Here is a 12,998-nt window from a genome sequence, read left to right on the forward strand (position 1 = left end):
CGTCCAAGCCGCTCACCCACGCCTGGATGTCCTCATCAACCAACACAAGATCGACAAGCTAGCAGAACATGATCACGAACTGCGGCTGGAGTACTAGTCTGGCTGAGCTGTCCGGGTGTATCGAGCCGTGGTAGTTGTCGTCGTGTGCTGGCATCACCCCCGCCGGGCGTTGGCTGTTTGACGATGAGGATCAGCGATGACCGTGTCCACTCTGTTGCGTCCGTCCACGCTGGCGGAATGGCTCGCGTCCACGGCTCCTGAGGGGACCTTCGGGCCTGCGGTCGAGGGCCCGTTGCGGTTTCTGTTCTACGGGAGGGCGTCCACCGCCGAGCACCAGGACCCACGGACGTCCCGGTTATGGCAGGTCGACGTCGCTCACAAGCTGGTGGCCGGTCACGGCAGGATCGTGGCCGAGTACTTCGAGGTCGGCTGCTCCCGTCAGGTGCCCTGGCACAAGCGCCCGCAGGCCGCCGCGCTGCTCGCAGCCCTGGGCGACCCGGCCAACCGGATCGACGCGATCGTGGTCGGCGAGTACGAGCGGGCCTTCGACACCGGACAGCTCGACGCCCTGCGCCCCATCCTTGAGCGGCATGGAGTGGGGTTGTGGTTGCCGGAAGCCGGTGGACCGGTCGAGTTCGGGAGCCCTCTGCACGAGGCGTTGGCCGCGGTGCTGGCGGCACGGTCGCACGCCGAGGTCGTGCGCGCTCGCCATCGCGTCGTCGCCGCGATGCGCCTGCAGACTGTCGAGCAGGGTCGTTACCTCGGCGGGCGGCCTCCTTACGGCTACCGGCTGGTCGACGCGGGCCCACACCCCAATCGGGAGCTGGCCCGTCGTGGTGTCCGTGTGCAGCGCTTCGCCCCCGACCCGAACACCGCGCCCCACGTGCGATGGATCTTCGGGCAACGGCTCGCGGGTCGCAGCTGCGCCCACATCGCGCGCCGACTCAACGAACGCGCCATCCCAGGCCCGTCGGGCGCCGACGACGGCTGGTCGCTGCGCACCGTCACCGAGATCCTCCGCAACCCCCGCTACACCGGATACCAGGTGTGGAACCGCACCAGCGCGGACCGCACCGACCGCTCCGCTACCGGACGACGCCCCACGACCCGCAACAGCCGCCACGAGTGGGCGCTGTCCCGCCGCATAGCCCACCAGCCGCTAGTGTCCGAACAGGACTTCCTCGCCGCCCAAACCATCCACGCCGGACGCCCCAACGCCGAGGGCGGCAAGCACGTCTACATATTGACCGGAAGCCTTCACTGCGCGGTGTGCGGGCGGCGGATGGAAGCGCACCGGGTACATGACCGGCCCGGCTAGCTGCCGCCACGGACACACCAGCGCCCGGACCCGCCCCGACAACGCACCCCGCAATCTCTACCTCCACGAGGACCACCTACTGGCCCACATCGCCGACCAGCTCACGTCGGTGGGCATCGCCTCAAACCCCACACCCCAGCAGACTGCCCGGCTCGTCCATGACCTCGGCCTGGCCTTCCGCTGCGACGCCGCCACCGTCACCCTCTTCGACCGGCCCGTCGTGGCACCGGCACCACGACCGGAGACGAGGACCGCTCGACGGTCGTCCGCTGAGCTGGCAGTGCCCAGTCTCCATACCGAACCGCCTCCGGTCGACCCTCTGCAAGATGAGGACGACACCGGTCAACTCGTGCTTGACCTGTGCTTCGAGCCCGACACCGCCGAGACGGGGCGGTCAGGTGCACCCTCCGATCACAGAAGCACCACACGCGGCTCGCAGCCCTCCGGACGTGAGGACAACGCTTCGGTCGGCTCCTCTGCCAGCGTCTGCGGTACAGCACACGACCGCCCTGCGAAACAGCGCGTGATAGCGACTCCAGCGCCACCGCCACGCAGTCCCGATCTCGTGGGACCCAGCCAACGGCGCAGACTGTACGAACGACAAGGGCGTGGGCTCAAGCTGCCATCCCCGGGCTCCACCTCGTCAGTTGTCAACGAGCGAACAGCTCAGGACCAACACCCGGACGGCCCACGAACAGCAAATACCCCACGCCGCCGTCCTGATAAGATCAGAAGTAGCGCCGTGGGGTAATGATGTGTCCGAGGGGGGACTTGAACCCCCACCCGTGGGATACATTTCCACCGGGGGGTCGAATCCCCGCGCCTCGTCACCGCGATGATGTTGTTGGTGCCCGTCCCGCCGTGGGGACGTGTCACACGTAGAACGTAGCACAGACGATCTTCGGTGTCACACCGTCCACAATGGCGGCGGCACTACCTGAACCTCAGGCTGGGATTCGGTTGGTGGCCGCTTATCCGAGTCGCGGCCCGGGATGGATCGTCGAACTGCGTTGGGGTCACGTCGGTCGGCTCAGCAACACAGGACGACCGGAACCAGCTCCGTGCTCGGCTGAGGGGTTGGAACTGCACGATCCGCGTAGGCAAGAGGTGGCCATTGGAGTCCTGTACTTCGCTTTGGTGCAAGCGATGTACAGCTTCCGGTCGATCTCTTCGGCGTTGTCCGAACCGCAGGAGCCTCACCATCAGATCGTTAGCGTTCGTTCGGTGATCACACCGTCTCGGACTGGAGAGGGTCACTGTCTGATCCGCTTCCCCGCCGCATGGGGATGCCTTGTGTTGTGCCAAGTGGGGATCTGGGTATCTGGTCCTCATGGACAACTGCAGCTCACGTCGTGATCGTTGTCGTGATGCCGACCTGCTGTGCTACAGGTGTCCAGATATCGGTGTCGACGTCGGGGGTCGCGATCGAGACGATGAGGCTGTAGCGGGCTTCGTGGTCAACACGGCCGCGTGCGGCTTGTTCCTTCCACCAGCCGCCGACTGGGTAGACGGCGACGAGTCCGCGCTGCGCCAGGTCGGATGCTGTTCCGGTCCAGATGTCCGTGTGCAGCGAGCCTGGGGCGCGTTGCGCCTCCGGGCCGAACAGCCAGTCACCCGTCTCCCCTGCTGATTTCGGACGTTGCTCGCCTTGTTGCAGTGCTTTGAGGTTGAGGCGCTTGTGGAAGTCCTGAGTGGACTCGGTCGCTCGCCGTACGTCGAACCGCAAGCCGTGGGAGGCGTAGTTGTAGCGGCCGTTCCACCCGCGTCGGGCAGGGTTGGGCTCGATGAAGTACGACAGGGTGATCCGCAACCGGACGAGGGTAGCTCCAAGGTTGACGAGTTCATCGGTTGGCCAGGGCAGGTCATGAAAGTGGATCTCGCCAAGCTTGTCGCCTGTGAAGGGTGTGATGGTTTCCTGGGCGATGAGCGTCAGGGCGTCGCTAGCGCTTCGGGTGGCTCGCGTGAGGTCGGGTACGCCCATGCCGTAGCGGCGTAGGACGGTGCGCTTGGCACGTTTCGTGGATGTCTGGTCGAGGTGGGTGCGCATGGCGGGTGTCCACTCGGCGGAGTGGACGATCAGCCCTCGCACGGCTTCCGGCCACAGGCTGGGATAGTCGGCCATGATGCGGGCAGCCAAGTGAGCCGCCTGGGCAGTGGCGGCGCTGGTGGCGCCTGCGGTGGTCAACTGGCGACTGCTTCCCGCTGTGCCGGGAGTCATTGGTGCAGCGGTGGTCAGCAGTTCGAGGGCACCGAGGGGATGACGCTCGGCTCCGTCGGGAGATTCCGCGACGTTGCCGCCTTCCATGACGATCTCGGGTTTGACCGGCCATGTGCTGTTGAAGGCGACGGACGTGCGGCTGAACGGGGACAACTCGCCGCGCTGCGCGAGCGGGCTCCACCCGTCGTAGACACCGGGTGGGTGTAGGAGGGTGTCTCGGTTGGTGAAGGCGCCGACCGTGAGCACGTTCCATGCCTGTCCCGGGTCCTGCACGGGCTCTAGATCGCTGCGCGTCAGGTGGTCTCGGTCGAAGGTGGTCACGTTGCCCGCGGAGACGACAAAAAGCCTGTGGGCTTCAGGGTCTGCGTCACTGAGCAGTGCCAAGCCGGTGTCGGACTCGACGACTCCGCGTCCAGCTGCGAGAGCGTCCAGAGATGCCGACCATGAAGTGGGTTGTCCGAGGACCAGGCCAGCGTGTTCGTCCGGAGACGGACCAGGTGTCACGGCGGTGACGGCCATCGAGTAGGCGCGAGGACGTTCCGTGCCCTCCACTTCGACGGTGGAGACGCCCGCGGCGGTGATCGCGCCGTAGAGTGCGGGCTCGTTGTCCGGGAAGCCCGGTGGTGGTAGCAGTTTCAGCGATTCGAGCCTGTGTCTCAGTGGCAGCGGGCCGGTGGCGTCCATCGCTTCTCCGAGGTCGCCATAGAGCGCCAGCCCTGCCATCCGCGTGCCGTGACCGTTGTCGTCGAATTCGGCGGGCCAGGTGGGGTCTGCGGAGTGGCAGTTGTGCGGCTCCAGAGAGCCTGTCAGCAGCGTGTGCGTGTGGTGCACGCCGGTGTCCATCACGCACACCACAGGAGCGTCTGCCGGCGCCGGAGTGACTCGCGCTACCAACTCGTCGACGAACTCCCGCTGCGTCGCGGCGTCCTCGTCGGCAAGGAACTCGGCGCGGTGGTGAGGGCTGCGCAGCTCGGCGATGTCGTCGAGGATGTCCATGGCCAAGGAAAGTTGGCGCGCCGTTGTGCGTGCAAGGACGACTGTACGGGTGTTGAACCCGAGCGCCCGGCGACCGATCCGCATGTCAACGCCGTCGGCTTCCGCATACGTGCGCAGGCGTGTCAGCTCGTTGCCGTCGCGGCGTCGTAGCCACAGTTCCCACCACACCTGCTCGTCAGCCGGCGGGAACTGCGAGGTCGGATCGGTCCACAGGGCCTCGACAGTGGCCAGATGGACGGCCTGGATCCGGTCCACCAGGTTGCGGTGGTTGGGCTTGCTCGCGTCGACCGAGGACAGGTAGGCGTCGAGGCGATTGAGGAAGTGACTCATCGTGCCGTCGGGAACGAACACTGTCGCGAACTCGACGAGTTGCCCACTCACCTCATCGATCCGGACCGCACGGAGCTCGGGGTGGGTGGTGCCTGAGCGGGGGTCGAGGCTGTCGAGGGCCAGTTCGACATCGGGGAAGCTTTCGAAGGTTACGTAGGTGCCGGGGATGGATTCGGGCACCGCTACGGAGTTGGCCTCTCGTCGAAGCCGCGCTTCTTGTTCAGCCGACTGAAGCCCACCGCGAATCGCACTGGCGTGGGCCTGACGGTCAGTTGGTTCAGGTGGCTGCTTGGAGTCGCCGCCCGATCCGACAGGCGTGTAATCGGAGGTAGCGCATCGACCGGATATGAGTAGGTGCGCCTTGTTCCGTTGCGCCATGCGTCCTCGAACTGTCGGTCAGCTGGTCCTGTCGGGTTTGCGGGCCTCCAGCGCTTGGCACAGTGCCGCCGTCGTGACTGGGCCGCCGCCGGTGAGGATGGCGTCCTTCGCAGCAAGTTCGGCGGCGATGGTGACCTCGCCCTGACTCAGTCCCGCCGCAGCGTGGTCGATCTTAGCCCAGTTCAACCGCGTCACCTCAACAGTGGCCAGACGATTCTTGATCACCCGTCGAGCCACCGCTGAGTCCGGAAGAGGGTACTCGATTACGGTGTCGAAGCGACGGAACATCGCCCGATCGAGTAGTTGCGGGTGGTTCGTCGCAGCGATCAACAAACTTTCGGACGAATGCCCCTCGAGGAACTGCAGGAAAGAGTTGAGCACCCGTCGTATTTCGCCGACGTCGTTGCCGTTGGCCCTCTCGCCTGCCAGTGCATCGACCTCGTCGAACAGGTATACCCCACGCGTCTCGGACAACGCATCGAACACCAGCCGTAGCTTGGCTGCGGTCTCGCCCATGAACTTCGTTATCAATCCGTCGAGACGGATGACGAACAGCGGGAGCCGCAACTCGCCTGCCAGGACCTTGGCAGACATCGTCTTCCCAGTTCCGGGAGCCCCGGTCAGCAACAGCCGTCGAACCGGCTGGAAGCCGAAGGAGTGCAGCTTGCCAGCCTGTCGCTGCTCCAGGATGACGCGCTCGAGACGGTTCATCACATCTGGACTGAGCGCCATGTCGGCTAGAACGAGTTCCGGGTAACTCACGGTCAGCAGTTGAGCCAGCTCACCGCGTGGCTGCGCGACGGCGACGAGCCTACCCTTGGCGCCTGTCCGTCCCGAGCCCTGACGCAGTGAGTCGACCAGGTCCTTCAGTTCCTGGGCGAACCGCCCGTGGCCGTTGCGAGCAGCACCGGCAGCCACCTGAAGCGCAACTGAGTAGAAGCGCGTGTCATCACCATCCGCATGACTTTTGACCAGCGCTTTGACCTGATCCGCCGTCGCCACCGCTCTCACCTCCCCGCTGCGCACACTGGTGTCCTGCCGACGCCGAACGATAGCGCCACCATCCCGTCAGCCTCCCACGCCTGACACGTCCGTGGGTCGTCATTGATTCGAGTGGGCTATGCGAAGCGTGGCGAGCCGATGACCGACCGCGACACATGGTGTCGCATGCTTCCAACAGGAAGACGAACACGCAGCGCGCCCGCCTGGCGACTCATAGGCTGGCTACGTCGCGTTACCCACCCATGTCTGTGGTCAGCCGAGGTCCTGCAGCCAGAGCACGCGTTCGATGATGACGCGTTGCTGCTGTTCGAGGATGATGTAGATGACGAGGCCGTGGCCGAAGCCGTAGATGAGTTGGCGTAGGGCTCCGGTCGGGTTGGCGCGGTGGTAGGGCTCGCCGTGCCAGGGTTCGTGGGTGAGCAGGGTCATCGCCTCGGCGAGCGGGGTGGCGGCTTCGGCGGGTAGCGCGTGGACCTGGTCCCAGACCTCGTCCGGGAATTCGATCGTGTAGGTCACCTACAGGCCGCGTTCCGTTCGCAGTTCGTCCCAGGTGCGCAGCCGCGGCGGGGTCTGGCCGGTGAGGGTCTGGTCGACGCGGGCGAGCATGCGTCGGTGGGCGGCGGGGTCGTGTCGGGTGACGGTGGCGATGCGCCACCAGTGGTCGAGCACGTCGCGGACGGGTTGCAGGCTGGACTGCTCGACGGCCTGGCCGAGGGCGTGGCGGCAGTCGGCGTCGAAGGCGTCGCGTTCCTCGGGCAGCAGCGCCGCACGGATCGCCTCGGGAGTCTTGGCGATCTCCGGGTGCGGTTCGTGTGCGGCGGCTGCGGTCACACCGACACGATAGCGCCACCGGCGGCGTCCGGCGCGGCCCACCGGCGAAGGGCTGTCGCCAGAAGCTCGTGGCGGACGGCGAGGTGACATCGGGGTTCGCCGGGCAGGCCGTCGAATCGGACATCCAGGGCGCGTTAACCGTGCCGGACCGCCGTGACGGCATCCAGAACCAGCTTGTTTGCAGCGGTTCTCGCGGCACCTGCCCAGCGGTGATAACACCGTACCCGCCTGCACGCCGGCAGAGGCAGTGGAGCTGTTCAGAGGTATGGCCTGCTCCATACAGGTGTTCGTAGAGGTGTCGCTGTCATGGTCGTGGGCGGGTGTGGTCCCAGGGGTGTCGTGTCCTTTGAACGAAGGTGTGGCACCCATGACGACCAGCGCGGCTTCTATGGATGATCAGGGCTTGTTGGACTGCTGGTTGCACAGCAGGCAGCGCGAGGGTGAGCGAAGGCGTTCACAGGACCCGCACGTCCAGCTCGGCTTGCGGTTTGCGTTCTACGGGCGGATGTCGACCTCGGAGTACCAGGACCGGCGCTCGTCAAGTTTGTGGCAGCGGGAGGTCAGCGAGCGCCTGGTCGCCGGGCACGGGACGGTCGTGGCGGAGTTCTTCGACGAGGGCGCCTCCCGACGACGCCGGTGGTCCAACCGACCTGCCGCTGCCCGGTTGCTGGAGGCGCTGGCCGACCCGGACCGCGGGTTCGACGCGATCGTGGTCGGCGAGTACGAGCGGGCGTTCTGCGGTCGACAGTTCGACGAACTGGTGCCGCTGCTGCGCGCGGCAGGGGTGCAGGTGTGGTTACCGGAGGTCGGCGGGCGGGTCGACCTGGACGACGGCGAGCACCGCAGGTTGATGGCGTTCCTCGGAGCGCAGTCGGAGCGGGAGGTCATCCGGGCCCGCAACCGGGCGCTGGCCGCGATGAAGGCCCAGGCCGAACTGGGCCGCTACCTGGGCGGCCGGCCCCCTTACGGATACATGCTCGTCGACGGCGGACCACACCCCAAACGCGCCGACGCACGGTGGGGACGGCGGGCGCGGAAGCTGGCACCGGATCCGCGGACCGCGGGGCACGTCAGGTGGATGTTCACCCGCCGGCTCCAGGGGATGTCGCTGGCCGGGATCGCCCGCGAACTCAACGACCGCGGCGCACCCTGCCCCTCCGCCGCCGACCCGGAACGCAACCCACACCGCCACGCCGACCGGTGGAGCGTGCAGTCGGTGCGGACCATCCTGGAAAACCCCCGCTACACCGGCCGCCAAGTCTGGAACCGGATCGGGACCGACCGCGACGACGTCAACCTCCGCACCGGGCGCCCCGGGCAGGTGCCCAACCTGCCCGGGGAGTGGGCGGTCTCGCCGGAGGTCGTGCACACGCCGCTGGTGAGCATGCGGGACTTCGTCGAGGTGCAGCGGGTGCGCGCCCGACGTCCCAACGACAAGGGCGGTCGACGCGAGTACCTGTTGGCGGGCTTGGTGGTCTGCGGAGTGTGCGGGCGGCAGATGGACGCGCACTGGGTACACGGCCGTCCGGGCTACCGGTGCCGTCACGGCTACGGCAGCGCAAGCCCGCGCCCGGCCGACGGACCCACGCCGCTCTACTGGCGCGAGGACCACCTGCTGGGACACATCGTGGGCGCCGCGGCACCCCGGCAACCGGAATCGACTGCCGCCGCCATGGCGGAACTACATGAGCAACGTATCGTCGTGCTGTGCGGGCGCAACGCCGTCGAACTTCGCCGGATGCCCTCCGAGCGCACCCTGTTCGATGCCCACTGAACAACGGTGGAACCACGCGGGGGCCTGACATCATGGGGTGTCGAGGCCGCCGCACCACCCAGTTCGCCCCCGGCGCAGCCGCCTGAAAGCTCGCTCCCAACATCCGCACATGTCGATGGCAGCGCCGTGCCGAGCCGCCCGCCACCCTGACTCACGATCCAGGTTGTGGATTGCCACTGCCGGTCAGCGGCAGTTGCCGCAGGGCGACACCTCGCCACCGACCTGTGTCCGGGCGAAGTGTTCGAGTTCGGCCCGGGTGCCGCACAGCTTGATGTACTCCCCGGTCCACCGGACCCCGCGTGCCGGGACTCCGGCGATCGTGTGACAGGTGGCCCGGTGGAGCTTCAGGTAGGCCGGTGTGGGGGTGCGGGTGGTGTTGAGCACGTAGAGGTCGGGATGACCGGCCAGCCACCGCTCGTAGCCGGCGTCGTCGTCCTGGAAACGTTCCACGCCCACATCCTCCACCCGACGGGAAGACAAACCTCCGCTCATGCCGAGTGGCGGACCTGCACCCTGTGACGTCGCCGGTCCGATAGCCATGCGCGCCTGACGACGGGCACGTGATCGAGCACGGCGGAAACTAGCCTCGGCCACCACGGGGCCGCCGTCGCCATCTGCACCATCGCCGTCGAGCGCGCCGACGAAGTCGGCGACCCGTGGCTGCAGTCCGGCGCGCTGTCCACCCGCGCCCGCGCCCACCCCAAGGCCAACGACCCGCACGCCGCCCTGCCGGACCTTCAACGGTCCCTGACCATCGCCGAGGAGATGAACGACGCCCGCAGCATCGCCCTGTGGCACCGCCGCCTCGGCGAAACCGCGCTGCACCCCAAGATCGGCGACGCCCGGCTCGCGGCCCACCACCTGCGGCTGGCGGCGAGCATGTTCACCGGCATCGGCGACGACATCGGCCACGCCCGCACCGTCCTGCACTTGGCGCAGGCTCTGACGCTGAACGGGCAAGCCGCCGAGGCGCTGTCCGAACTGGCCGCGATCGAGCAGGCCGTGCACGACTACGGCTCGGTCGGCTACCTCGCCGACCAGTGCACCGTGCTCGGCGAGGTTCACGCCGCGCTCGGCGACACCGCCCAAGCCAACCGCCGCTACGGCGAGGCCGTCGACTACTACACCGCCGCCGGCCCCGGCGCCGACAAGAGCAAGGCCGCCGTTATCGACCGGCGCGCCGCCCTCGACCGACCGGCCGCCCTGAACGGCGAACAGGAGGGAATGGCATGACAGCACACACCACGATCAAGGGGAAGCGGATCACCGGGAAGCCCGCGTCAGGATGGCCGCCAACCTGAAGTTCCCTGTCAAGTTCTTCTGTTTAGCTTGACACGAGCCGACGCCCTGCGAGCGCCCTTAGATACCCGGACCGGGTGTCGCGGCGAGATGATCATGGCGTGAGTCGACGTCTCCGACGGACCTGTCGCGGTCCCGCAGATTGAAACGGCCGTGCACGACGCGGCTCGAGACGTACCCGTGCGCCCTTCGGCGTGAGGTGGTTCGCAGCGGAGCCGTGAAGCAAGACTACGATGTCGGCTATTTGGTTTCTGTACGCCCTTCGGCGTGAGGTGGTTCGCAACCCTGCGTATTCTCGGCCGACCTGACCAGGGGTTTTGGCCAGGGTCTGCACGGCAGGTCGCACACCGGCGAGTTGAAGATCGTTCCGAGCGGTCGATTCCGGCATTCGTGCAAGTAGGCGCTTTGCGCGCGAGACAGGTTCTTGATCTTCGCGGCGTCATCCTCCAATCGGTGTAGTTGCTGGCGGTCACAGGGCGACCCAATAAGGCCGATCTGGTTCGTGGTCGGCTTGTCCGTGGACGGTGCTGCGGGTCCAGCAAGTCTGGCATAGGGGGACGATGTGGACCACGTCGGTGTCGGGGGTTGATCAGCGTATCGACGTGGGTGCGAAGTTCGGTGAGTTTGTCGGGGTCGAGGTGGCAGAGGAAGACGCTGCGTTGGATGCGGTTTCCGCGGTGTTGGAGGTAGGCGGCGAGGCGGGCTCGGGTGATGTCGTCGCTGACGTCGTAGCAGACCAGGGTGGTCATCGCCATGTCAGGCCGACCAGGGTCCGTGGTGGGTCGTGGACGCACGCGGCGAGAGTCTGGGCTTGGCGGTGCAGGTGGCGGCGGAAGCTTCCGGCGAAGTCGGGCAGCGCGCCTTTGGTGGTGTGGAGCATGCGGCGTTCGTAGGCGTCGAGGGCGATCTCGCGGCCGGCGGTGGTGAGCAGAACTCCGTCGCATTCGGTGTCGTGGCGGGCGTGCTGGAGGGTGAGCCGGTTGCGGCGGGCGGCTTCGAAGGCGAGTTGGTCGACCACGAGTCGTCGGAAATCCTCGGCGAGGTCGAGGGAGAGGCTGGGGCGGCGGTCAGCGTGCCAGGGCGGAACTTCCCGGTGCCCAGCGCGGCGGCCAACTCCGCGATCCGGTCCTCGGCCGCGTCCAGGAAGCGCCGCACAACCGCCGACAGCACGTCATCCTCGGCATCGGCGGCCAGCACGTCCGCCCACGCCCGCGACAGCGTCGCCACCGACGCCACCCGCTCCATTAACGCGCCCACGACGGCCTCACCCCGGCACCACCCGCACACCGCCGAACCCACGCGTGGTGTGCGCACCCACCCCCGCATACCGGGCCAACTCGAACAACGCCGCGACCGCCCCCGCCCCGACCGGCGCGTCGACCACGTAGGTCACCCGACCCCGGAACCCGCCCGCGGTCACCCACACCGGCACCAGACCGCCCACGGCGTCCCGACGCTCGTGCAGCACAAACCGCTCCACCTCACTGGCCCCCTCCACGGCCGACACCACCACCGGCTCGTCGGCCAGATCCAACTCCACATCACCCACCACCGGCGCCCCGAACACCCGCCACACCGCCCGCAAACCACCCAACACCGCCGACGGCGACGGCCACGGCAACAACCGGTTCCCGCGCCGGAACGTCACCGGCGACACGAACTCCACCCGCCACCGCGACACCGCCGTCGCGACGGGCGCACGCCACGCCCACGACGACACCTCCTCAACCGTGGACCCGGCACCGGCCCTCAACCGGCCCACCAACCCGTCATCAAGCAACCCCACCTCGACACCACCCACGACCGGCTTCCACGACCACGCCTTACGCCGCGCATGATGATCCACATCAAGCCACGACGCCAACCGCGCGTGCACCACCCGCCGATCCAGAGGACCCGACCACCCCACCCGCCACAACCCCGGCACCGCCCAACCCCTTTCACCCCCCAATCGCCACCCCGACAGCCGCCGTTTCACAACGACCCGACCAAGGCCACGAGTCGACGGCGGACAGGTTGCAAGCCTCGACGCGCGCTCGGCATCCGCCACGCGCCGCCGACGTAGCGGACGTCAGCCCGGCCGGTCCAACTGGACCACCAACGAGGACCACAAGTATCTGTACGCCCTTCGGCGTGAGGCGGTGCGAAACCATCACCACTTCGGCCCCGGTACAACACCGGGTTTCTGTACGCCTTTCGGCGTGAGGTGGTGCGGAACCCTGAGCTGATCGGAGATGGATCGTCGCTTCCAGTTTCTGTACGCCCTTCGGCGTGAAGTGGTGCGGAACAGAGCGGATGCTCCGGATCGGGAAGAGCTAAGGATTTCTGTACGCCCTTCGGCGTCAGGTGGTGCGGAACCCCTGGTTGGATCGCGAGCATGGTGAGCTGCAGAAACGGGTGCCCTCCGCACGGCGGCGCTCGCAACGAGCTCGCGAAGATCATTCCATAGCAGCCGAATCGGCGTTTGCGCTGGTCACGGTGTTGCACGCGAGACGGGTTGTGGATCTTCACCACATCCCCCCGTTCGGGTGAAGGCGGCGGTACGAGTTGGGCGAGCGCGGTGCAGGCTGACGTTGCCGTTCGGGTGGCGCTGGAGGTCGACCGGGACGAGCAGGTCGTGGCGGTGGGGTGCGGCTGCGGCGACGAGGCGGGCGACGATCAGCCAAGGGGCGGGCCGGGGGTCGGGCAGTTCGGTGGTGGCGTCGGGTGTCAGGTCCGGCGGGGCACGGTGAGAGTGTCGGTGACCAGCGGCTGGCGGGGGTGCGCTGGTCGGTGACGCGGGCGGGGATTGGTGCCGGGGGCAGGGTGAGGGTGCCGTCGTCGGTGGTGATGACGACGGGGTGCGGGGTGGG

The 12,998-nt window shown here is 67.5% G+C and carries 10 protein-coding genes and 1 pseudogene; 3 read left to right on the forward strand and 8 right to left on the reverse strand.

Annotated elements, in window-relative coordinates:
• Nucleotides 1–196 precede the first annotated feature (196 nt).
• Nucleotides 197–1,318 carry a recombinase family protein gene (locus ABD126_RS33165; RefSeq protein WP_343938514.1) on the forward strand — a complete coding sequence of 374 codons (1,122 nt, stop codon included), beginning with the start codon at nucleotides 197–199 and terminating at the stop codon, nucleotides 1,316–1,318.
• Nucleotides 1,319–2,663: 1,345 nt separating this feature from the next.
• On the opposite strand, the gene ABD126_RS33170 is transcribed toward ABD126_RS33165, so the two are convergent.
• From ABD126_RS33170 to ABD126_RS33185, 4 genes are all read right to left on the reverse strand, one after another.
• Nucleotides 2,664–5,042, reverse strand: a complete 2,379-nt coding sequence (locus ABD126_RS33170) for a S8 family peptidase (RefSeq protein WP_343938516.1) — start codon at nucleotides 5,040–5,042, stop codon at nucleotides 2,664–2,666.
• A 216-nt stretch (nucleotides 5,043–5,258) separates the two neighbouring features.
• A complete protein-coding gene (locus tag ABD126_RS33175) occupies nucleotides 5,259–6,242 on the reverse strand; it encodes an AAA family ATPase (protein WP_343938518.1) in 984 nt (327 codons plus the stop codon).
• Between the two features lie 252 nt (nucleotides 6,243–6,494).
• Nucleotides 6,495–6,758 carry a hypothetical protein gene (locus ABD126_RS33180; RefSeq protein WP_343938520.1) on the reverse strand — a complete coding sequence of 88 codons (264 nt, stop codon included), beginning with the start codon at nucleotides 6,756–6,758 and terminating at the stop codon, nucleotides 6,495–6,497.
• Nucleotides 6,759–7,073, reverse strand: a complete 315-nt coding sequence (locus tag ABD126_RS33185) for a DUF6247 family protein (RefSeq protein WP_343938522.1) — start codon at nucleotides 7,071–7,073, stop codon at nucleotides 6,759–6,761.
• A gap of 388 nt (nucleotides 7,074–7,461) precedes the next feature.
• Between ABD126_RS33185 and ABD126_RS33190 the strand changes: the two genes are divergently transcribed.
• Nucleotides 7,462–8,847 carry a recombinase family protein gene (locus tag ABD126_RS33190; RefSeq protein ID WP_343938706.1) on the forward strand — a complete coding sequence of 462 codons (1,386 nt, stop codon included), beginning with the start codon at nucleotides 7,462–7,464 and terminating at the stop codon, nucleotides 8,845–8,847.
• Nucleotides 8,848–9,030: 183 nt separating this feature from the next.
• Here the strand turns inward: ABD126_RS33190 and ABD126_RS33195 are convergent, their stop codons facing one another.
• The gene (locus ABD126_RS33195; protein ID WP_343938524.1) at nucleotides 9,031–9,297 is read right to left on the reverse strand and encodes a hypothetical protein; all 267 of its coding nucleotides are present in this window, start codon (nucleotides 9,295–9,297) and stop codon (nucleotides 9,031–9,033) included.
• A 315-nt stretch (nucleotides 9,298–9,612) separates the two neighbouring features.
• Between ABD126_RS33195 and ABD126_RS33200 the strand changes: the two genes are divergently transcribed.
• Nucleotides 9,613–10,080: a hypothetical protein gene (locus ABD126_RS33200; protein WP_343938526.1), complete on the forward strand. Its 468-nt coding sequence runs from the start codon at nucleotides 9,613–9,615 to the stop codon at nucleotides 10,078–10,080.
• A 77-nt stretch (nucleotides 10,081–10,157) separates the two neighbouring features.
• On the opposite strand, the gene cas2 is transcribed toward ABD126_RS33200, so the two are convergent.
• The 3 genes and pseudogenes from cas2 to cas6 all read right to left on the reverse strand — a co-directional run bounded on the left by cas2 (nucleotide 10,158) and on the right by cas6 (nucleotide 11,932).
• Complete coding sequence (gene cas2, locus ABD126_RS38885) at nucleotides 10,158–10,901, reverse strand: CRISPR-associated endonuclease Cas2 (protein WP_425542920.1); 744 nt, start codon at nucleotides 10,899–10,901, stop codon at nucleotides 10,158–10,160.
• Nucleotides 10,892–11,203: pseudogene (locus tag ABD126_RS33205) on the reverse strand (CRISPR-associated endonuclease Cas1); the annotation flags it as partial. The pseudogene ABD126_RS33205 and the gene cas2, both read right to left, overlap by 10 nt.
• A 207-nt stretch (nucleotides 11,204–11,410) precedes the next feature.
• Nucleotides 11,411–11,932 (reverse strand): CRISPR system precrRNA processing endoribonuclease RAMP protein Cas6, encoded by a 522-nt coding sequence (gene cas6, locus ABD126_RS33210; RefSeq protein ID WP_343938528.1) that lies wholly within the window; start codon nucleotides 11,930–11,932, stop codon nucleotides 11,411–11,413.
• Between the last annotated feature and the right edge of the window lie 1,066 nt (nucleotides 11,933–12,998).

Source organism: Saccharothrix mutabilis subsp. mutabilis (genome assembly GCF_039521145.1).
Taxonomy (GTDB): domain Bacteria; phylum Actinomycetota; class Actinomycetes; order Mycobacteriales; family Pseudonocardiaceae; genus Actinosynnema; species Actinosynnema mutabilis.